19 protein-coding genes are annotated in these 19440 nt (G+C 73.8%); 10 read left to right on the top strand and 9 right to left on the bottom strand.

All coding sequences use genetic code 11. The annotated features are described in order from the left end of the window. Nucleotide 1: 1 nt before the first annotated feature. Both C1703_RS38015 and C1703_RS38010 read right to left on the bottom strand, forming a co-directional pair. Nucleotides 2–1327, bottom strand: a complete 1326-nt coding sequence (locus C1703_RS38015) for an extracellular solute-binding protein (protein ID WP_114257804.1) — start codon at nt 1325–1327, stop codon at nt 2–4. 274 nt (nt 1328–1601) lie between these two features. Continuing rightward, complete coding sequence (locus tag C1703_RS38010; RefSeq protein WP_114257090.1) at nt 1602–2723, bottom strand: ROK family protein; 1122 nt, start codon at nt 2721–2723, stop codon at nt 1602–1604. 240 nt (nt 2724–2963) lie between these two features. On the opposite strand from C1703_RS38010, the gene C1703_RS38005 reads away from it, so the two are divergent. The 3 genes from C1703_RS38005 (at nt 2964) to C1703_RS37995 (ending at nt 7637) form a co-directional block, all read left to right on the top strand. Continuing rightward, nucleotides 2964–3863, top strand: coding sequence for a BadF/BadG/BcrA/BcrD ATPase family protein (locus C1703_RS38005; protein WP_114257089.1), 900 nt, complete (start codon nt 2964–2966; stop codon nt 3861–3863). A 156-nt stretch (nt 3864–4019) separates the two neighbouring features. Then, nucleotides 4020–5936 carry a phosphatase PAP2 family protein gene (locus C1703_RS38000; RefSeq protein ID WP_114257088.1) on the top strand — a complete coding sequence of 639 codons (1917 nt, stop codon included), beginning with the start codon at nt 4020–4022 and terminating at the stop codon, nt 5934–5936. A gap of 162 nt (nt 5937–6098) precedes the next feature. Continuing rightward, the gene (locus tag C1703_RS37995; protein WP_343236426.1) at nt 6099–7637 is read left to right on the top strand and encodes a phospholipid carrier-dependent glycosyltransferase; all 1539 of its coding nucleotides are present in this window, start codon (nt 6099–6101) and stop codon (nt 7635–7637) included. Nucleotides 7638–7648: 11 nt separating this feature from the next. Here C1703_RS37995 and C1703_RS37990 read toward each other — a convergent pair whose 3' ends face one another. Both C1703_RS37990 and C1703_RS39440 read right to left on the bottom strand, forming a co-directional pair. Then, nucleotides 7649–8050: a DUF3662 domain-containing protein gene (locus C1703_RS37990; protein ID WP_114257086.1), complete on the bottom strand. Its 402-nt coding sequence runs from the start codon at nt 8048–8050 to the stop codon at nt 7649–7651. A gap of 75 nt (nt 8051–8125) precedes the next feature. Beyond that, entirely contained in the window at nt 8126–8287 is a 162-nt protein-coding gene (locus C1703_RS39440; protein ID WP_198678387.1) for a hypothetical protein, read from the bottom strand. 167 nt (nt 8288–8454) lie between these two features. Here C1703_RS39440 and C1703_RS37985 point away from each other — a divergent pair, with 167 nt between their 5' ends. The 4 genes from C1703_RS37985 (at nt 8455) to C1703_RS37970 (ending at nt 13142) form a co-directional block, all read left to right on the top strand. Beyond that, on the top strand, nt 8455–9372 hold the full coding sequence (locus C1703_RS37985) for a MurR/RpiR family transcriptional regulator (RefSeq protein ID WP_031120408.1): 918 nt from the start codon (nt 8455–8457) through the stop codon (nt 9370–9372). 284 nt (nt 9373–9656) lie between these two features. Continuing rightward, nucleotides 9657–10031, top strand: coding sequence for a hypothetical protein (locus tag C1703_RS37980; RefSeq protein WP_114257803.1), 375 nt, complete (start codon nt 9657–9659; stop codon nt 10029–10031). A 43-nt stretch (nt 10032–10074) separates the two neighbouring features. Further along, nucleotides 10075–10641: an antibiotic biosynthesis monooxygenase gene (locus tag C1703_RS37975; protein WP_114257802.1), complete on the top strand. Its 567-nt coding sequence runs from the start codon at nt 10075–10077 to the stop codon at nt 10639–10641. Nucleotides 10642–10745: 104 nt separating this feature from the next. Then, nucleotides 10746–13142 (top strand): SpoIIE family protein phosphatase, encoded by a 2397-nt coding sequence (locus C1703_RS37970; protein ID WP_114257085.1) that lies wholly within the window; start codon nt 10746–10748, stop codon nt 13140–13142. 123 nt (nt 13143–13265) lie between these two features. Here the strand turns inward: C1703_RS37970 and C1703_RS37965 are convergent, their stop codons facing one another. Next, nucleotides 13266–13754, bottom strand: a complete 489-nt coding sequence (locus tag C1703_RS37965) for a flavin reductase family protein (RefSeq protein WP_114257084.1) — start codon at nt 13752–13754, stop codon at nt 13266–13268. Between the two features lie 100 nt (nt 13755–13854). Further along, on the bottom strand, nt 13855–14580 hold the full coding sequence (locus tag C1703_RS37960; protein WP_114257083.1) for a peptidoglycan-binding domain-containing protein: 726 nt from the start codon (nt 14578–14580) through the stop codon (nt 13855–13857). A gap of 225 nt (nt 14581–14805) precedes the next feature. On the opposite strand from C1703_RS37960, the gene C1703_RS37955 reads away from it, so the two are divergent. Both C1703_RS37955 and C1703_RS37950 read left to right on the top strand, forming a co-directional pair. Continuing rightward, a complete protein-coding gene (locus C1703_RS37955; RefSeq protein WP_198678495.1) occupies nt 14806–15474 on the top strand; it encodes a TetR family transcriptional regulator in 669 nt (222 codons plus the stop codon). Nucleotides 15475–15627: 153 nt separating this feature from the next. Beyond that, nucleotides 15628–16041 (top strand): zinc ribbon domain-containing protein, encoded by a 414-nt coding sequence (locus tag C1703_RS37950; RefSeq protein ID WP_114257081.1) that lies wholly within the window; start codon nt 15628–15630, stop codon nt 16039–16041. Between the two features lie 7 nt (nt 16042–16048). Here C1703_RS37950 and C1703_RS37945 read toward each other — a convergent pair whose 3' ends face one another. The 3 genes from C1703_RS37945 to C1703_RS37935 all read right to left on the bottom strand — a co-directional run bounded on the left by C1703_RS37945 (nt 16049) and on the right by C1703_RS37935 (nt 19070). Beyond that, a complete protein-coding gene (locus tag C1703_RS37945; protein WP_114257080.1) occupies nt 16049–17386 on the bottom strand; it encodes a Gfo/Idh/MocA family oxidoreductase in 1338 nt (445 codons plus the stop codon). A 94-nt stretch (nt 17387–17480) separates the two neighbouring features. Then, nucleotides 17481–17861: a PPOX class F420-dependent oxidoreductase gene (locus C1703_RS37940; protein WP_114257079.1), complete on the bottom strand. Its 381-nt coding sequence runs from the start codon at nt 17859–17861 to the stop codon at nt 17481–17483. Nucleotides 17862–17891: 30 nt separating this feature from the next. After that, entirely contained in the window at nt 17892–19070 is a 1179-nt protein-coding gene (locus C1703_RS37935; protein ID WP_114257078.1) for an aminotransferase class I/II-fold pyridoxal phosphate-dependent enzyme, read from the bottom strand. Between the two features lie 19 nt (nt 19071–19089). On the opposite strand from C1703_RS37935, the gene C1703_RS37930 reads away from it, so the two are divergent. Continuing rightward, nucleotides 19090–19287, top strand: a complete 198-nt coding sequence (locus C1703_RS37930) for a hypothetical protein (RefSeq protein WP_114257077.1) — start codon at nt 19090–19092, stop codon at nt 19285–19287. Nucleotides 19288–19440 lie beyond the last annotated feature (153 nt).

Below are 19440 nucleotides of genomic sequence, written 5' to 3'. Positions count from 1 at the left end.
CTCAGCCGCCGACCTGCTGGTTGTAGCCGGCCACGATGTTGTCCAGCGCCTTGTCGGCCGACTGCTGGCCGTTGATCGCCTTGCCGAGCTCCGTCTTGGTCGGGTCCTCGGTGAGGCTCTTGCCCTTCAGCACCCAGTTCGTCTGCGCGGTGTTGAAGTAGCCGGAGATCGGGGCGTACAGCGGGATCGACTCGTTGTAGAGCTTGAACGCCGCCTGCGCCGCCTCGGACTTGAAGGGGTACTTCGGGGTCAGACCGCTCTCGACGGGCAGGAACCCGGACGCCTCGCACAGCGCCTGGTAGTGGGCCGGCTCGTACAGCCAGGAGATGAACTTCTCCGTGGCGGTGGCCGCGGCTCCGTTGTTGTTGAAGCCGACCATCATGCCGCCGCTGTTGACGTCACTGGCCTGCACCGGCTCGGCGGGGGTGGGGACGCTCGCCCACTCGAACTTCTTGATGCTCTCCGCGAAGGCGGGCACCTGCCACACACCGGACCAGTAGGCGACCACGTCACCGCTCTGGAACATGGCGGACGGGTCGGCGCCGCTGGTCCACACCGACTTCGGCATGGTCTTGTCGTCGTTCATCGCGACGAAGCGCTTCACGGCCTTCCGGGTCGCGGCGTCCACCGAGAACTTGCCGGAGGAGTCGGCGTGGACGTACTTCCCGCCGAGCTCGTACACCATGGCGCGGAGCCGGGACGGCGACTGGTCGAAGGTGAGGGAGTACTTGGCGCCGGTCTTCTCCCGGACCTTGTCCGCCGCCTTGACGAATTCGGTCCAGGTCCAGGTCTTCTGCGGCGAGGTCGGGAAGGAGACGCCGGCCTTCTCGAAGAGCGACTTGTTGATGAACAGGCCGGACGCGGTGATGTCCGAGGGGATGGACAGCACCTTCCCGGACGAGTCCTTGGCGATGAAGTTCTTGTTGATCTTGTTGCTCTTCTTGTTGGCGATGGGGCCGAGGTCGATCAGCTTGTTCGCCCAGATCGGGTCCAGCTTCGGCACCGCCGCCACGTCGGGCAGGGAGTTCGCCTGCGCGGCGTTGCGCAGCTTCGCGTCGTAGCCGTCGTAGGGGATGTTGACGAGGTTGACCTTGACGCCGGTTTCCTTCTTGTACTCCGCCACCATCTTCTTCCAGCCCGCGTCCTGCCCCGGAACCGTGGAGATCCAGAACGTCAGCGACTTGGACGTCCCGCCCGAGCCCGAGTCCGAGCCGCCGCAGGCGGAGAGCAGGAGGGCACCTGCCGTGGCGACGGCAGCGAGGGGAACAACGCGGCGTATGCCGCCGTGGCCGAGCCGGCGGGAGCGCCGTACACCCAGACTGGTCATCTTCAGTCCCTTTTCGTCGTAGCGGAAGAAGCACGGCGCCAGCCGAGGCGGCACAGGTGCGTTTTGGGGGAAGTTTCGCTTTCCGGGGGCACGGCCTCGCCCGGCCGCGTCGCCCTGACGGGTGGGGTCCCCGGCCATGACGGCCGACGTCGCACAAGCTCGCCCTCGTGCGGCTGCCGTACTTCGCGTACGAGCGGGAGGCTCACCCGGAGTCGGTGTCCCGACCGACTCAGAAAGCGCTTGTCCGGACATTGGCAGACCGATGGCGCACCCGTCAATGCTTCGCCCGCACAGCTCCGGTCACGGTTTGAATTCCATGGGCCACGGCCAGCCTGCTGGCGCCCGCCACCGTCCCGGTGTCCCCCACGACGCTGCTGACCACCTCGGTGGGCCAGCTCAGCCGGGCCAGCTCGGCGCGCACACCGGGCAGGAGCTGCGGATCCGCTCCGGTGCCGCCGCCCAGCACGATCAGCCCCGGGTCCAGTACGGCGGCCACGGCGGCGGCGAGCCGGCCCACGTCGGCGGCGTGCGCGTCGACCACGGCCCGGGCCGTGGCATGCCCCCGCCCGGAGAGGGCGAGCAGCCGCTCCGCGGTGCGCGGGCGGGGCCCGTCGCCGTCCCGCCAGGCCTCGGCCGCCCTGCGCAGCAGGGTGCGCGCGCCCATGCGCTGCTCCAGCCCCTCGTGGCGCGGGGCGCGGTCGTCGTCCCAGGGGTAGGGCAGCCGGGCCACCTCACCGGCGGCGCCGTTCGCGCCGCGCAGCACCCGGCCGCCGATGACGACGGCGAGGCCGATGCCCACGCCGATGCGGAGGTAGCCGAAGGTCTCGCGGCCGACGGCGGCGCCCTCGTGCAGTTCGGCGAGGGCGGCGCAGTTGACGTTGTTCTCCAGGTGGACGGGGACGCCCTCGGGCAGGGCGACGGCCATGGCGTCGAACACGGGGCCGGCCTTGGCGGTCGCGGGGCGTTCCCCGGCGCCCTCCCGGTCGCGGGTGGTGACGTCTCCGACGGCGACGACGACGGCTCGCAGCGGGGCTCCGGCGGGCAGCGCGTCGAGGACCTTGCGGACGGTGTCGGCGGCCTCGGGCCGGGAGCCGGTGCCCTCGGCGAGCAGGGTGCCGTCCAGGGCGCAGGCGCGCACCCGCGTCTTGGCGGGCCCCAGGTCGACCGCGAGCACGGCGCCGGCGGCCGGGCCCAGCCGGTACACGGCGGCGCTGCGGCCGGTGGAGCCGGAGGCCCGCCCGGAGTGGGCGGCGAGCTCGACGGCCTCCAGTTCGGCCACGGCGGTGGAGACGGTCGGTTTGGAAAGGCCCGCACCGGCCGCCAGCTGGGGCCGGGTCGCCGTGCCCGCCCCGGCCAGTACGTCGAACACCACACGGGCACTCTCACTCAGGCGCATGGTCTCCCCAGGTCGTGCTGCGGCCGAGCAGGGCGGCCGCAAGGGTGGCGCGGCACCGGGAATTCCGTGCCTCTTGACGCACCCTACTTCGTTAGTTAACTTCCTAACGAACTTCACGGTACTCGCCTGCCGTGGCCCGCAGAAGCCCGTCCCGGGGCTTCCCTACCTCTTCAACCGCCGTGGTCCGACGCACGGTTCGCCTGCCGTTCGACGTGACCGCGCACCGACGAAAGAGGACCCGTGCAGGACACCACGCCCTCCGTGGTCGGCATCGACGTGGGCGGCACCAAGACCCAGCTGCGCGCCCTCGCGGGCGGCGGAACCGTCACCGACCGTGTCCGCAGCAGCACGGGCTGGCGGCCGCACGACCCCGGGGCCGCCGCCGACTGGCTGGCCGCGCTGATCCACGACGCCCTGCCGGCGGGCACCCGCCCGTCGGCCGTCGCCGTGGGCGGTCACGCCTGTGAGACGCCACGCCAGTGCGCGGGCATCCGCGCCGCTCTCCAGGAGCGGCTGGGGGTGCCCGCGCTGGTCGTGGGCGACGCCGAGCTGCTCGTCCCGGCCGCCGGGCTGGACAAGGGCGTCGGCCTGGTGGCCGGTACCGGTTCGGTCGCGGTGGGGCGGCTGCCCGACGGCGACCCGGTCCAGGTCGGTGGCTGGGGCGCGGTGCTCGGCGACGAGGGCGGCGCCGCCGGACTCGTCCGCGAGGCCGCGCGGGCCGTCTGGGCGGCGCACGACCGCGGCGAGGAGCCCGACGCACTGGCGGCCGGACTGGTCGAGGCGTTCGGCGTGGCCGAGGTGCCCGCGCTCGGCGCGGCGCTGGAGGCGGCCACGGACGTGTCCGCCGAGTGGGGCCGCCGCTCCCCCGTCGTGTTCGCGGCAGCCGAGGCCGGCTCGCCGCTCGCCCGGGGTGTGATCGCCGACGGCGGCCGGGCGCTCGCCGCGCTCGTCGTCCGGCTCGCCGCCCGCGGGGTCGCGGTGGACGACGTGGTGGTGGCGGGCGGCACGGTGCTCGCCCAGCCCGCGCTGTACGAGGCGTTCACCCACGCGCTCGCCGAAGCCCTGCCCCAGGCCCGGCCGCAGCCCCTGCGCGTGCCGCCGGTCGAGGGCGCGGTGGCGCTGGCCCGGTCCCTCCGGTGAGCCCGGCGGCCGCCGTTCACGCACCGGACACCGTTCCGTGGCCGGACCCTCTCCGAAGGGTCACGGCACGGCCGTAGATCTTCGCTCGTCACCCCGGCCGCACGGCCGAAGCTCGCGCAGCAGTACCCCTTGGCAGAACTCAAGAGAGGCGCACCCATGCCGTCACCAGCCGGGCACCGCACCGCCACCGCCGTCAACAGGCGGGGCTTCCTCAAGATCTCCCTCGGGGCCTCGGCGGGCGTGCTCGCCGCTCCGGCCTTCGTCACCTGGCCGGCCGCCGCGGACGCGAAGGCGGCCACGGGCTTCGCCGCGTTCGTCGACGACTACAAGTCGAACGTCCTGACGAACCAGACGCCCGAGACCAACGCGGTCGTCCGGATCCTGGGCGGCATGACCAAGGTCTGGAAGACCGGCGACGCCTGGGACACCGGCCACGTCCTGGACCGCGAGGTGCTGCGCGCCAACATGCGCTACTGCGCCCGCGTCACCCAGGCCCGCACCGAGGACCAGGCGAAGGAGGCGTTCCTCTACGACCGCCAGCACCAGAGCTACGCCATGATCGCCGGGCTCGGCCCGCTCGCCGACCTCTACAAGGCGGGCGCCAAGGCGGTCACGTCGATCACCGGCGCCCCGGACGGCACGCCCCCCGGGAAGATCAGCGACACCCTGCCCGCCGACGCCCCGGCCGGCTCCGCGCTCGGCGCGGGCTCCTACGACTCGGAGCTGGGCAGGGTCGCGAAGCTGGTCGACACCGTGCGCGGCCCGTTCGCCTCGGGCAACCCGGCCAAGTTCGCCTTCCAGTACCCGCGTCCGTGGCGGATGAACGAGGACAGCGAGGTCGTCGACACCGGGCAGAAGGACGCCCTCGGCTACCCGGTGTACGACTCGCGGGTGGTCGTCGCCCCGCAGCTGCTGCGCCAGCGCTCCGAGAACGCGGAGGAGGACGGCGGTTTCCCCAGCGGGCACACCAACGCCTTCCACCTGGCCGCACTGGCCTTCGCGTACGCGGTGCCCGAGCGGTTCCAGGAGCTGGTGACGCGCGCGTTCGAGCTCAGCCACACCCGGATCATGGCGGGCATGCACTCCACCGTCGACGTCATCGGCGGCCGGGTCATGGCCACCGCGCTGACCGCCGCGACACTGGCCGACCCGGCGAACGCCGAGCTCAAGGCGGCGGCCCGCGCCCAGGCCCTCGACTACTTCACGCGGCAGACCGGCACGACCGCCGACACGCTCCACGCCTACGCGCACGCGGACGCCGGCGACGCCTACGCCGACCGCGAGGCCAACGCCCGTGCGGTCGGGCCCCGGCTGACCTACGTCCTGCCCCGCCGGGGCCGCAAGGACCCGCTCACCGTGCCCAAGGGCGCGGAGGTGCTGCTGGAGACGCGGCTGCCGTACCTGACCGCGGACCAGCGGCGCGAAGTGCTGCGCACGACCGCGCTGCCCTCCGGGTACGTCCTGCTGGACGGCTTCGAGCAGTGGGGCCGGCTGAACCTGTTCGCCGCGGCGGACGGCTACGGCGCCTTCGACCGGGACGTGACCGTGACGCTGGACGCGGCGGCCGGCGGCTTCCACGCGTCCGACAGCTGGCGCAACGACATCGAGGGCGACGGCGGGCTGACCAAGCGGGGCACGGGCACGCTCACACTGACGGGCCACAACCGCTACCACGGCGGGACGGTCGTCGAGGCCGGCACGCTGGTCGCCGCCTCCGCCGACGCCCTGGGCCGGGGCGACGTCCGGGTGGCGGGCGGCACGCTCCGCGCGGACCAGGTGCTGCGGGTGCGCGGCTGCTACGTCCAGGAGGGCGGGTCGACGCTGGAGCTGCTGCTGCGCAAGGACCACGGCCCGGCCCTCACGGTGAGCCGGCGCGTCCTGCTCGGCGGGGGCAGCGTGCTGTCGCTGCGGCTCGACACCGAGCGTCCGCCGGTCGCCGGGACGACCGTCCCGGTGCTGTCGGCCCCGCAGGTGCGCGGCCGGTTCGACCGGGTCGAGCTGGACTCGGCGACGCTGCGGGCCGTGCCCGTCCACACGGCTGACGGGCTGTCGGTGCGACTCGTGCGGCGGTGACGCCGTGCGCGGCGGGGGCTGATGCAGAGTGGGTCCATGAGGGACCTCCGGACCGCTCCCGCCGTCCCGCGGCCGCTCCCGCCTCCGGCACCTTCCGGGGCCGAGCGGCGTTCCGTCAGGCGGTGGCCGGTGCCGCTCCTCGTGGTCCTGCTGCTCGCGCAGATGGCCGTCGCGATGGTGACGGCCGCGGTGCGGCAGACGCCGACGATCGACGAACCGGTGTACGTCGGCGCGGCCGCCGAGTACACGCACGAGCACCGGCTGCGCCACAACCCCGAGCATCCGCCCCTCGGCAAGCTGGTCATCGGCGCGGGTGTCGCCCTCGCGGCTCCGCACGTCGACGCGTCCTTCACCGGGGACCAGGGCCGGCTGGGCCGGCACCTGCTCTACGAGTCGGGCAACGATCCCTGGCGGCTGATGCTGTGGGCCCGCCTTCCGGTGATCGCGCTGACCTTGCTGTTCGGGCTGGTGGTGTTCGCCTTCGCCCGTGAACTGGCCGGGCCCGCAGCGGGGTTGGCCGCGCTCGCCCTGTACTGCTTCTCCCCCGACGTCATCGCGCACGGCTCGCTCGCCACGCTCGACGTGCCCGCCGCCGGGTTCGCGCTGACGTCGGCGTGGCTGGTGTGGCGGGCGCGCCGCAGGCCCCGGCTGTACGTGCCGCTCGCGGGGATCGCGCTGGGCGCCGCGTCGGCCACGAAGATGAGTATGCTGCCCGCCGTTCCGGTGCTGATGCTGCTGGCCGGGGTGTCGGTGCGGCGCGGATGCGGGGGCGGCCGGCGCCTGGTGCGTGCGGTGGCCGGGGCGGGCGCGGTGGCCCTGGCCGCGATCGCGGTCGTGTGGGTCGCCTATCTGGTCGTCGATCCCCGGCTGCGCTGGACTCCGGAGCAGCATGTGCCGGTGGTGCGCGGGATGCGGGGTCTGCTCGTCCAGCTGCTGCCGTTCCCGGAGGCCTACCGGGACGGGATGCGTGTGCAGTTCGGGCTGGAGAACCGGCCGTGGCAGGGCTTTCTGTTCGGCCGGCTGTACGACGGCTCGCTCTGGTACTACCTGCCGGCCGCGCTGCTGGTGAAGACGCCGCTGGGCATGCTGGCGCTGTGGGCCGGGGGTGTCGCGGCGGTGGTCGCGGTGCGCCGGCTGCGGCCTGCCGCTCCTTATGTACTGGCCGCTCCCCTGGTGCTGTTGGCGGCGGCCATGCAGGGGGCGCGGGATCTCGGGACCCGGTACGCCGTGTTCCTGCCGCTGTTCCTCGCGGTGGCGGCGGGGTGCCTGCTCGTGGCGCGGCGACGGTGGGTGCCGGCCGGGGTCGCCGTGCTGGTGGCGCTCGTCGGGGTCAGCTCGGTGCGGACGTTCCCCTTCTACCTGCCGTACTCCAACGAGGCGTTCGGGGGGCCGGACAGGGCACGGGAGTGGCTGCACGACTCGAACGTGGACTGGGGGCAGGATCTCGGGCGGCTCGCGGAGCGGCTGCGGGAGGGGTACGCGGGTGAGCGGGTGTGGCTCGTCTACAAGGGCAGTGGCGTGCCGGGGTTCTACGGCATCCGGGCCGAGGATCCCCGGCGCGTGCCGGCCGACGCGGTGCGGGGGCTGCTGGTGGTGTCCGACTCCGCGGCGGCGAAGGCCACGGGGCGGCTGGCCGAACTGATCGGCGGCAGCCGCCCCGTCGAGCACGTCGGGCACTCGATCACGATCTATCGCAGCTGAACGTCCCCGAATCAGTGCGCGGCGTGGAAGAAGCCGTCGGTGCTCACGTTGGGCATCACCCGGCTGGCCACCCGGTAGCGGCCGTTGGGGACCTCGGGGCACCTCGCCACATGCACCGCCAGGGGGCCCGCCCACTCGTAGCCGCGGCGGTCCGCGTGGCGGGAGAGGCTGTCGGTGAGGGCCTGGCCCACGTCGATGCCGGTGCGGGTCAGGTGTTCGTGCACGTCGTCGGGCAGTTCCACGTCGTAGGCGTTGGGGACCATGACGCGGCCCTCACCGCACACCACGGCGTTGTCGTCGCACTCGCGCCGCAGGGCGTCGAGGACCTCGACCGGTTCCTTGTCGCGGACCCGCGCCCACAGCGCCTCCCATCGGCTCTCCAGGGTCTCTTCCAGCGCACTCAGGGCGCCCATGCGGTCATCACCTGCCGGAAACGTCGTCGGTTCGGTCGGGGTGGGCCGGTTGCGGCGGCCCCGGGGGTGGGTGTCCTACCGCTCGTCGTAGTCGTCGGGGCGCACCTCGGCCTCCTCCAGGGCCTCGCGCATGGTGCGGCCGGTCGCGCCCGGCGGCCGGTTCCGGTTCTCGTCGTGCTGTTCCAGGACCTCGTCGGTCGTCTGGGTCTTCGGCCGGTTCTCCTCGGGGACGGTCATGTCCGTGGCTCCTCGCGCGTCGTAGGGGATCTTCTGCGGCGGCGGGTTCCCGCCCGGCGCCCGGGTATCCACCCGCCGGGCACCTCATGTGCTCCCGCGAAGAATCCCTGGTCACCACGGTGCGTGAGCTATGTTGAACGTTCCCGGGAGACGAAGGAGGCGCACCGGTGCCATCGCCGCAGCAGGCACGCGCACAGGCATCCGCGATCACCTCGGGGAAGGCCGCCCCGGAAGCGGAGGTCTCCCCGTCCGCCCAGCTCAGAACGCTCTTCGACCGGCCCCGGCTGTCCCCCGGCCAGCGGCGCATCGCCCAGTACCTGATCGAGCACATCACCGAGGCGGCGTTCCTGTCGATCACCGATCTCGCGGACCGGGTCGGGGTGAGCCAGCCCTCGGTGACGCGGTTCGCGTCCGCGGTCGGCTTCAGCGGCTACCCGGCGCTGCGGGAGAAGCTCCAGTCGATCGCGCTCGGCACCCTCGCCGGCGGGCCGGCCGAGGAGAACCAGGGCAACGAGCTGCAGGCGGCGGTCGACGCCGAGATCGAGAACCTGGAGAACCTGCGGCGGGACTTCGCCGACCCGAACCTGGTGATCGACATCGGCCGCAAGCTGTCCTCGTCCACGCCGCTGACCGTCCTGGGCCTGCGCATCTCCGTCTCGCTCGCCGAGTACTTCGCCTACGCCGCCCGGCGGATCCACCCCGACGTCCGGCTGGTGACCCGCGGCGGCAGCGTGGCCTACGACGCGCTGCTGCAGTCCCGGGAGGCGGGCGGCACCTGGGTGCTGGCGTTCTCCATGCCCCGGCACGCCCAGGAGACCCTGACGGCCGTCCGCGTCGCGCGGGGCGCCGGACTCAAGGTCGCCCTGATCACCGACCTGGCGCTCGGGCCGCTCGCCGACGAGGCCGACGTCGCCTTCGCCACCGGGACCGGGTCCCGCCTCGTCTTCGACTCCTACGCCGCCCCCGGCGTGATGTGCTCGGCGCTGCTCCAGGCCATGACCGACGCGGACCCGGAGCGGACGCAGGCGCGGCTGGAGGAGTACGAGCAGGTCGCCGACCAACACCAGTTCTTCCTCCGGGACTGAACCCTCCCCGGGGCCGGGCGGCCGGCCGCCCGATCACACACGGGGACCATCCACAACAAAGCGCGCATGAATGTTTTCATGCTCCTTGCAAACCGGTTGGCATATATAAATACTGCTCACGGATCGCGACCCGGCTGTTCCGGATCCGTTCCGCACCCGAGGAGGCCGGGTCCTACCCGCTTCGGCGCCCCGGGTGCCCGAGGCGGCCCCGGCCATCCCCTAGACCGGGGCCGCCCCGACCCGTCGTCCACCCTCACGACGCCGCACACCCGGAAGCGATGATCATGCCCCTGACGTCCACGCGCATCAGCCCGGACTGGCCCTGCCAGGTGAAGACCCCCGGGAGCTACGACTGGGAGCGCTCGGCGGCCAAGTGGCTGCGCGAGCTGGTGCCCGCGCGCTACGCCGGATACCCCGTGTTCGTCCGCCACCCGGTGCTCCTCGCCCGGCACGCCCAGATCCAGGTCCAGCACGAGATCCGGGTGGCCCGCACCGCCCTGCAGACCGCCCGCGCCGACCTGCCCGGTCTCGGGCTGCACGAGGGCGTCATCGAGCACACGATCAAGCTGTACGCGGCCGAGGTCATGCAGTTGCAGCACATCGCGCGCAGCGTCCGGGCGGTCACCCAGGCACTGGTGGAGGCCAACCGCCACTCCTGAGCCCCGGGGCATGACCCGCGCCGCGCGTGGCACCCAGGAGTGGATGAGCACCACAGAAGTCCGGCGCGGCGAGCCGGTGACCACGGTCCTGACCTGGCAGGTGCGCCCCGGCCGGGAGCGGCAGTTCGAGGAGTGGACGCACGGCATCACCCGCTGCGCCAGAGAGTTCCCCGGCAACGAGGGCGTGTCCTGGCTGACGCCCGAGGACGGTCACCGCTACCACGCGGTGCTGCGCTGGTCCGACCAGCACCGGCTCGCCGCCTGGCTGGAGTCCGAGGAACGGGCGCGCTGGCACCGGCGGATCAAGGACATCGCCACCGAGGTCAGCAGCGAACGCCAGTCGACGACCGGCATGGAGACCTGGTTCAGCCTGCCGGGCACCACCGTGCAGGCCCCGCCCCGGTGGAAGATGGTCCTCACGACCTTCCTCGGTGCCTATCCCTTCACCCTGCTCGTCCAGTGGCTGGTGACCCCGCACACCACGGGCTGGCCGCTGCCCCTGCGGGCCGCCGTGTTCCCGCTGGTCCTGCTGCCGGTGCTGACGTACCTGGTGATGCCGCGGCTCAGCCGGCTGCTGCGGCTGTGGCTCTATCCGCGCGACGGCCACTGACTCTTCCACGAGGCCGGTGGGGCCCGTGCGGCGCCCGGGATGCGTGAGCACTCGGTGCGCACAAGGCGGTCTGCGAATCGAGCCCGGTGTGCGATGCTCAACGCGTGACGAGCGAGCCCGTGACACCGCCGGATCCCGGTGCCGCACCGGACCTGGCCGAACTGGCCAGGGTCGTCGCCCGCCAGCGCGCCGAGCTGGACCGGCTGCGTGACCAGGCGGCGACGTCGTCCGTCGTGGAGCGGGCCAAGGGCGCGGTGATGGCGCTGACCGGGTGCTCCGCGGACGCCGCCGGCGAGCAGTTGCTCCAGCGGGCCAAGGCGGCCCGTCACACCCTGCTGGAGGAGTGCTGGATCACGCTCGGCAGCCTGGCGCCGACCGCGCCCGGCCCGGGCGAGGGGACCGAGCCCGCCGGCACCGGCACCCCCGGCTCCGGGGCGGACGTCCTGGAGGAGTCGGCCGCACCGGAGGACGTCGCCGCCGCCCTGGCCCGCCTCGGCCAGGCCCTCGTTCGGGTGATGACCCCGCACGACCTCGCGCGGTGCCTGCTGGAGCACCTCGGACCGGACATGGCGGCGGACGCCGTCATGATCTACGCCCGCAGGCCCGACGGCGGCCTCGCGCTCGTCGGGCACGCGGGCATCGACGACAGGCTGGCCTCCCAGTGGCGCCGGGTCCCGCCGCTCAGCGGGATCGCGGCGCTGGAGGCGCTGCGGGCGGGCGCGCCGCGGTGGCTGGAGGACCTGCCCTCGGACACCCGGCGGTACCTGCTGATCGGGGACCCTCCCGAGCGGTGGCGGTCGCGGGCCTGGCTCCCCGTGTCCACCGCGGGCCCGGCCGAGGTCTGCATCGGCGTGCTGCGCCGCCGGGCCGGGGCGTTCACCTCGCGCGACCGCGCTCACCTGCGGGGCGTCACCGACCTGTGCGCCGGGCGGCTGCGGGCCTTCGACGCCCCGGCCGAGCGGTCCGCCGACGCCGCCACGGTCGCGGCGCAGGCGCTGTTCGACGCCCTGCCGGTCTCGGCGATGCTGCTCACGCCGGTGCGTGCCGCCTCCGGCGAGGCCGAGGACTTCCGCGTGGAGGCCGCGACCGCCCAGGTGGGCGACCTGCTGGGCCGCACCGGCGAGGAACCGGCCGGGCGGCGGCTGCTGGAGTTCCGGCCGGCCCTGGCGGGCGGGCCGCTGTGGCGGGGCTGCCTGCGCGTGCTGGCCACCGGGGAGCAGTACGAGAGCGAGCCCTTCGCCCACGAGGAGACGGTTGCGGGCGTCACGGAGCTGTTCACGTACACGACGCGGGTGGCGCCGCTGGGCGACGCCCTGGTCGTCTCCTGGACCCGGCACGGCTCCTCCGACCGGCAGGAACAGCGGCTGGCGGACCTGCAGCGGCTGGGCAACCTCGGCTGGGCCAACTGGAACCTGGTCACACGGGAGGGCTCCTGGTCGACGCAGGTGTTCACCCTGCTCGGCCGGGACCCCGCGGACGGCCCGGTGCGGCTGACCGAGGTGCCGGAGCTGGCCCTGCCCGAGGACACGCCCGCGCTGACCCGCGCCGTCGGCGAGCTCGTCCAGGAGGGGCGGGCGTTCGACGTGCCGTTCCGGATCAGGACGAGCGGCGGCATCCGGCATCTGCGGCTGGTGGCCGAGTCGGTGGCCGACTCGTACGGCACGCCCGTCGAAGTGCACGGCTTCGTACAGGACATGACCGCCCGGCGGCGGGCGGAGCTGGCCCTGGTCGAGAGCGAGCGGGCGATCCTCTCGCAGCACGACGTGCTCCAGGCCGAACGGACCCTGGCCTCCCGGCTGCAGCACGCGCTGCTGCCGATGGCCAACCGGCCGGTGCACCTGGCCGGGCTGCGCGTCGAGGTCGCCTATCTGCCGGCCCAGTCGGGGGTGCACGTCGGCGGCGACTGGTTCAGCGCGATCGAGCTGCCCGACGGGGACGCGCTGCTGGTGGTCGGCGACGTCGCCGGACACGGGGTCGACGCGGTCGCCACGATGGCCCAGCTGCGGTTCACCGCGAAGGGGATGGTCATCACGGGCTCGTCGCTGACCGGCGCGCTGGCCCGGCTCAACACCCTGCTGCTGCACTCGCGTGACTCCCACGCGACCGCGACGATGGTGCTGGCCCGCTACGAGCCGCGCCGGCGGCGCCTGGTCTGGGCGCAGGCGGGGCATCCCCCGCCCCTGCTCCTGCGGGACGGCGAGGCCCGGTACCTGGACCGCCCGAGGGGCATGCTGCTCGGGGCGACCGGGACGCCGGTGTTCGAGGAGGCCGAGTGCCGTCTCGCGCCCGGAGACCGGCTGATCCTGTACACCGACGGACTGGTCGAGCACCCTCCGGAGAGCATCGACCTCGGTCTGGAGCGTCTCGGCGAGGCGGTCGCGGCCCCGCACACCGACGGGCCCGCGTCGCTGGGGCCGTTGCTCGCGCGGATGCTGCCGGACGAGCGGCGGGACGACGTGTGCGTGGTGGACGTCCGGGTCCCGGGGGTTCCGGAGGCGTAGCCCGCCCGGGCGGCGGTCTACGCGTCACCGTGGTGCCGCCAGGACCACCACAGGCCCACGACCAGTGCCGGCAGGGACAGGGTGGGCAGCACCAGGCCGGGGACGCGGGAGCCGTTCATGGGGTCAGTCGACCGGGTGGCCCGGCGGGATGCCGACGGCGTCGGAGAGGCGCAGCAGCGGCCCGTCGTACGTCTCGTGTCCGCCCCACTCGACCGGGTCGAGGACGAAGCCGATGTGGTCGCCGCCGCCGGCGCGGGTCAGGACGCGGCCGACGAACCAGGCCGGGGCGTCCTCCAGGACGAGGGCCCCGCCGTACGCCTCCCGCAGCCGCACATCCCGGAACTTGTCCGTCCGGTCGCCGGTGCGCCCGCCGAACAGCTCGGCGAGGGCGTGCTGTTCGCGGGCGAGCAGGTGCACGGCGAGCACCTCGGCGTTCCGGGCCACCCGGAAGGTGTGGTTCAGCTCGGAGAGCCACACCGCGAAACGCACCGGCCGGATCGAGCACTGCGAGGCGAATCCGACGAGGCAGCCCGCCCGTTCACCGCCCGCCGCGGCCGTGACCACACACATGTCCGGGTTCAGCCGTCCGATGAACGCGTCCATGTCCGCCATGTCCACACCGCTCCTTCGCCCTCGCACCCGTCGCGCCTCGGCTTCACCTCACCATGGTGACCGGGTGGGTGCCAGGCGGCGGGATGCCGTGCCGGGCGCGTCAGCTCGTGGTCGGTGGGGTGCGGGACTCCAGTGCGGTGCGGGTGTCGTTGCCGTAGACGCCGGTTTCGTCGCCGCGGATGCCGTACCAGAGCTGGAAGCGGGCCACCGCCGCCGTGAGGGTGGGGTCGTAGCGGCCACTGGTGGAGCCGCCCCGGTAGACGTCCGGGATCCGCAGCAGACGTTCCTGGAGTTCGGTGACCTCGGGGCCGGTGGCCCCCTCGCGGAGCGTGCCGGGTCCGTCGGGGTCCACCGGTGCCGTGGCCTGGGGCGGGGCCGGGGTGGGGGTGGGAGTGGGGGCAGCGGCGGAGGCGGTGGCCGGGGGCCTGGGTGCGGGGGCCGCCCGGTCGTCCGTCTTCTCGCCGCGCAGCAGCAGCGCCCCGCCGAAGCCGAGCACCGCCGCCGCGACGACGGCCACCGCCACGGCGGCACGGCGCAGCCCGGCCCCCGGGGGTGCCGCGTGGGCGTCCGCGTAGCGGCGGGTCGCGCGGGCCACGGGCGGGAGTTCCTGCGTCAGTGCCTCGGAGCCGGCCGGCGGTCCCGGCAGGGTGACGGACTCGTAGCCCCTCGGCTGCTGGCCGCGGGGTGCCGTGGGTGCCGCGCCGGTCTCCTCGCGGAACTCCCGCATCAGCTCCGCGAGGGCGTCGGTGCGGCGCGGCCGCAGGACGCGGATGGGTTCCAGGGCCGGGCCGTCGTGCGGCGGCCGGGGCTCGGACGGTGTCGACACGCGTGCTCTCCTTGCGTCCGGGCTCGGGGGCGCCCGTCTTCGGGGGTGGTGCTGCCGCTAGATACGCGGCTGCCGCGCCGGCAGTTCAGCGGGCGCTCGGGCGGCGAGGTGCAGAGCACTCAGTTCCCTCCCAAGAGTGCACTGAGTGCCATGGGTGGCCCGGCGAGTGCTACGTTCCGGCTCATGAGCTCCGAGACAGCCGACGCCGGGACCGGAAAGACGCCCATGCGGGACGCCCTGGTGGCGGCGGCGTTCCAGCTGTTCCTCGAACGGGGCTACGAGCAGACCACCGTCGACGACATCGTGGCGCTGGCCGGCGTGGGGCGGCGCTCCTTCTTCCGCTACTTCCCCTCCAAGGAGGACGTGGTCTTCCCCGACCACGAGCGGTGCCTGGCCGACATGACGGCCTTCCTCGCACAGGGCGCGGACGACGACGAGCCCGTGCGGCGGGTCTGCGACGCGGCCCGGCTGGTGCTGCGGATGTACGCCGAGAACCCGACCTTCTCGGTGCAGCGCTACCGCCTCACCAGGCAGGTGCCCGGGCTGCGCGCCTATGAGCTGTCGGTGGTGTGGCGCTACGAGCGGGCCCTCGCCGCGTATCTGCGCCGGCGTTACGCGGCCCGCCGGGACGGCACCCTGCGGGCGGACGTGATCGCGGCGGCGGTGGTCGCGGCGCACAACAACGCGCTGCGCTCCTGGCTGCGTTCGGACGGGAAGGGCGAGGCGAGCGCCGCGGTGGACCACGCGCTGGCGTACGTGCGGTCCGCCTTCGGCGAGGCGCCGGTGCCGCCGGCCGGGGACCGGCCCGAGGACGTGGTGGTCGTCGTCTCGCGGCGCGGAGCGCCCCTGTGGCGGGTGGTGCAGGAGATCGAGTCGACGCTGGGGCGGCCCTGAGCGTTCCCTCATTGAGGGTACGGAGTGCCTTTACGAGTGGCACTGAGTGCCATACTCTGTGCTCCGTGCACGGTGGCACGGCGAACCGCGCACGCGTGTGCGCGGGGTGACCGCGCCCACGGGATTCCGGCCGAGTGCAGGGAGTTGACCAGCGTGTACCACCCCTCAGGAAGCGTCGCTCAGCAGGCAGCCGGCTCCGCGACGGGTCTCCTCGACCCGAGGCGGCAGGAGGCGGAGGCCATCCTCTTCCAGCGCTGCACCTGGTGCGGCACCGCCATGTACCACCGGCTGCTCTGTCCGGTCTGCCGGGGCAGCGAACTGCGCACGGAGCGCGCCGAGGGCACCGGGACGGTGCGCCACTCCACGGTGGTGCACCGCAACACGCCCGCGGCGCGCAACGTGTCCCTGATCGAGATGTCCGAGGGGTTCGTCGTGCGCGGCCGGGTGATGGGCCCGCCCATCGGCATCCACAGCGGGGACCGGGTACGGCTGTCCACGGCCAAGGACCCGGTCCGCGGCGAGCCGGTCTTCCAACTGCTGGACGAGCCGTTCCGGGCCTGGAGCTGACGGCTCCTCAGCCCGGGATCACTTCGCCGGTGCGCACGGGCCGTCCGGTCTCGAAGCTCCGGTCGGCCGCCAGGCCCACGGCCAGGGCCAGCGCTCCGTCGCGCTCGGTGGCCGTCGGGTGGGTCGCCGCCGCGGTGTCCGCCGCGCGGGCCGGGTCGGCGGGGCCGAACAGCGCGTCGAGCATGCGCGGATCACCGCCGCCGTGTGCCTCGTGGGCGACCGCGAGCGGCACGTCCACCGGAGGCTGCCACAGCGGGCGCAGGGTGAGGCGGGCGCCGCCCGCGTGTTCCGCAGCCGTGTCCCCGTGCACGGCGCCCGTGGCTGAGGCGATCCGGGTCAGGGGCGCCTGCCAGCGGCTCTCCTCTACCTCCAGCTCCAGCCGGCCCCCGCTGCCGTTGAACATCACCCGGTAGCCCTCCCACGGGGAGTAGGCGGTCAGGTGGTACGTCATCGTCGCGCCCCGCGCGTAGCGCACGAGGACGGACATGTCGTCCTCGATGGTGACCGGCCCGTCGAAGACGTTCCGGTCGCGCAGATAGCCGTCGTCGCGCTCGGCGTCGAGGTAGAGGGCGCGCAGGGTGTCGTCGGCCGCGAGGTCCAGCGCGAAGGGGTCGTCGGCGGCCCGGTCGGCGCCGTGGGCGCGGACGTAGTCGCGGCGCAGTCCGTGCCGCTGCCCCGCCGCGCGGCCGTAGAAGCCGAGCCGCCCGTAGCCGAAGGCCTCCGCGGGCTCGTCGGCGAGCCACCAGTTGACCAGGTCGAAGTGGTGCGAGGACTTGTGCACCAGCAGGCCGCCGCTGCGGTCCTTCTCGCGGTGCCAGCGGCGGAAGTAGTCGGCGCCGTGCCGTACGTCGAGCAACCACTCGAAGTGCACCGACAGCACCTCGCCGATCGCGCCGTCGGCGAGCAGGGCGCGGACCTTCTCGTGCACGGGGTTGAAGCGGTAGTTGAAGGCGACGGTGAGGGAGTTGCCGGTCTCGCGGACGGTGTCGAGGATGCGGGCGCAGCGCTCGGCGTCGACGGTCATCGGCTTCTCGGTGACGACCCGGCAGCCCGCCTTCAGCGCCGGGACGATGTAGCGGTCGTGCTCGGCGTCGACGGTGGTGACCACGACCTCGTCGATGTCCTCCTTCGCCAGCAGGTCGGTGAAGCGGTCCGGCTCCCACTCGGCGGCCGCCGGTGCGCCGGCCTCGGCCAGCAGGCGGTTGTGGAAGGCCATCCGGGTCGGGCTGGGGTCGCAGAGCGCGGCCACGAGGTGGCCTGGGCGTTCGGCGAGGCCGCGGGTGAACAGCTGGGCCCGGTGGCCGGTGCCGACGACGGCTGCGCGCAGGACGGGAGTTCGGCTCATGGCAGGTGGCCTTTCCCGGGGAGGGGCCGTCCACTCCCCGGGGCCGGAAGCGCTTGCGGGAACGCGGTCACCGGAAGCGCTTGCGGGAACGCGGTCAGAGGGTGACGCGTATGCCCACGGTGCCGTCCACGCCTCGCCGCAGCCGGCTGCCGAGCAGGGTGAGCCGGCCCGTGAGGCCGTACTTGCGGGCGATCAGCTTGCGGTAGCGGGCGCTGGTGGCCGCGTCGCAGATCCGGGCCGTCGCGGGCACCTGCTCGCCGGTGGGGTTGCCGCGCGGGTCGCAGGGGCCGACCAGGACGTCGGGGCGGTCGCGGATCCGCTTCACCTTCCAGGAGTCGGCGGCAGTCCAGATGCCGAGCGCGTCGCCGTCCCGTACCACCCAGACCGGGGTGGCGACGGGCGTGCCGTTCCTGCGGTAGCTGGTGATCAGCAGGTACTTGCCGGCGGCCAGCCGGTCCAGCGCCGTGTCGTCCATGGCGGGCAGTGTACGAGCGGCCGCCCGGCGTCAGTCCAGCGCCGCCGCCATCCTGCGCACCGCCTCCGTGAGCACCTCGGCGGAGGTCGCCAGGTTGAGGCGGGCGCGCCCGGCGCCGCCGGTGCCGAAGGGGAGGCCGGAGGTGAGGGCGACCCGGCCGCGGCGCAGGAAGACGTCGGCCGGGTCGTCGCCGAGGCCGAGGGCGCGGCAGTCGAGCCAGGCGAGGTAGGTGGCGTCGCCCGGGCGGTAGCGGACGGCGGGCAGGTGCTCGGCGAGCAGGTCGGCGAGCAGCCGCCGGTTGGTGTCGAGCCCGGCCAGCAGGGCGTCCAGCCAGGCGGTGCCGTCGCGCAGGGCGGCGGTGTGGGCGATGACGGCGACGTGGCTGGGGCCGTGCCCGACCTCCTCGGGCATCCGGGCCAGGTCGGCGGCGGCGCCGGGCCCGGCGATGGCGAGCGCGGCCTTGAGCCCGGCCAGGTTCCACCCCTTCGAGGCCGACATCAGCGACAGGCCGCGCTCACCGCCCGGCACGCTCAGGTACGGCACGAACCGCGCGCCGCCGACCACGAGCGGCGCGTGGATCTCGTCGGCGACGACGCGCACGCCGTACCGCTCGGCGAGCGCGGCGACGGCGGACAGCTCCTCGGCCGTGTGCACCGTTCCGGTCGGGTTGTGGGGGCTGCACAGCAGATAGGCGGCCCGCCGCCCGTCCGCGACGACCTGCCGGAAGGTCTCCTCCAGGACGCCGGGGTCGATGCGGCCGTCCGCCCCGAGCGGGGCCTCGACCACCCGCCGGTCCATGTGCTCCAGGAAGAGGTAGAACGGCGGGTACACCGGCGGGTTCACGACCACCGCGTCCCCGTGACCGGTGACCAGCTTGAGCATCTCGACCACGCCCAGCATGACGTCCGGCACGATCGCCGTGCGCTCCACCGCGAGGCCGTCCCAGTCCCACCGCTTCCCGGCGAAGCCGGCCAGGGCCTGCGCGTACGCGGTGCCGGCGGGGTAGCCGGTGTCACCGAACTCCAGCGCGTCGGTGACGGCGCGGACGACGGGCTCGGCGAGCGGCACGTCCATCTCGGCCACCCACAGCGGCAGCACGTCCTCGGGGTAGGTGCGCCACTTCATGCTGGTACGGCGCCTGAGCTGGTCGAGGGCGAGGACCTGCAGGGGATTCGGTTCACCGGACGTCTCGTGCGGGATCCTGGTCATGGGCACACGATAGGCGGCCGTGCGCGAGATCAGGGACCGGATCCGCTCGCCGGCCGAGGAGTACCAGGCGAACCACCCGCTGCGGGAGAAGCACCGCGCGGTCCTGGAGGCTGGACGATCCGGCCGCGGCCGTCACCGTGGGGCGACGCGCGGAGCGGGACCCTGCTCGCTGCCCCGGTGGTGGGCTGCCGGCTGGCTGACGGCTGACGACGGCTGACGACGGCTGACGACGGCTGACGACGGCTGACGACGGCTGACGACGGCTGACGACGGCTGACGGCTCAAAAGATCACGCGCGTGGTGAACGCGGCAGGGCCGCGCCCCGTATGGATGAGGGGCACTCAACTCAAGGAGGGCCCCGCGGTGTTCA

The sequence above is a fragment of the Streptomyces sp. Go-475 genome (assembly GCF_003330845.1).
Taxonomy (GTDB): domain Bacteria; phylum Actinomycetota; class Actinomycetes; order Streptomycetales; family Streptomycetaceae; genus Streptomyces.
Note: the sequence above shows the minus strand (reverse complement) of the source record. Positions and strands in the feature narration are given on the sequence as shown.

Coding starts and splice junctions, on each gene's coding strand:
- C1703_RS38015 (WP_114257804.1), bottom strand. CDS start 1,327: ATGACCAGTCTGGGTGTACGGCGCTCCCGCCGGCTCGGCCACGGCGGC.
- C1703_RS38010 (WP_114257090.1), bottom strand. CDS start 2,723: ATGCGCCTGAGTGAGAGTGCCCGTGTGGTGTTCGACGTACTGGCCGGG.
- C1703_RS38000 (WP_114257088.1), top strand. CDS start 4,020: ATGCCGTCACCAGCCGGGCACCGCACCGCCACCGCCGTCAACAGGCGG.
- C1703_RS37995 (WP_343236426.1), top strand. CDS start 6,099: ATGGCCGTCGCGATGGTGACGGCCGCGGTGCGGCAGACGCCGACGATC.
- C1703_RS37990 (WP_114257086.1), bottom strand. CDS start 8,050: ATGGGCGCCCTGAGTGCGCTGGAAGAGACCCTGGAGAGCCGATGGGAG.
- C1703_RS39440 (WP_198678387.1), bottom strand. CDS start 8,287: ATGACCGTCCCCGAGGAGAACCGGCCGAAGACCCAGACGACCGACGAG.
- C1703_RS37980 (WP_114257803.1), top strand. CDS start 9,657: ATGCCCCTGACGTCCACGCGCATCAGCCCGGACTGGCCCTGCCAGGTG.
- C1703_RS37975 (WP_114257802.1), top strand. CDS start 10,075: ATGAGCACCACAGAAGTCCGGCGCGGCGAGCCGGTGACCACGGTCCTG.
- C1703_RS37965 (WP_114257084.1), bottom strand. CDS start 13,754: ATGGCGGACATGGACGCGTTCATCGGACGGCTGAACCCGGACATGTGT.
- C1703_RS37955 (WP_198678495.1), top strand. CDS start 14,806: ATGCGGGACGCCCTGGTGGCGGCGGCGTTCCAGCTGTTCCTCGAACGG.
- C1703_RS37945 (WP_114257080.1), bottom strand. CDS start 17,386: ATGAGCCGAACTCCCGTCCTGCGCGCAGCCGTCGTCGGCACCGGCCAC.
- C1703_RS37940 (WP_114257079.1), bottom strand. CDS start 17,861: ATGGACGACACGGCGCTGGACCGGCTGGCCGCCGGCAAGTACCTGCTG.
- C1703_RS37935 (WP_114257078.1), bottom strand. CDS start 19,070: ATGACCAGGATCCCGCACGAGACGTCCGGTGAACCGAATCCCCTGCAG.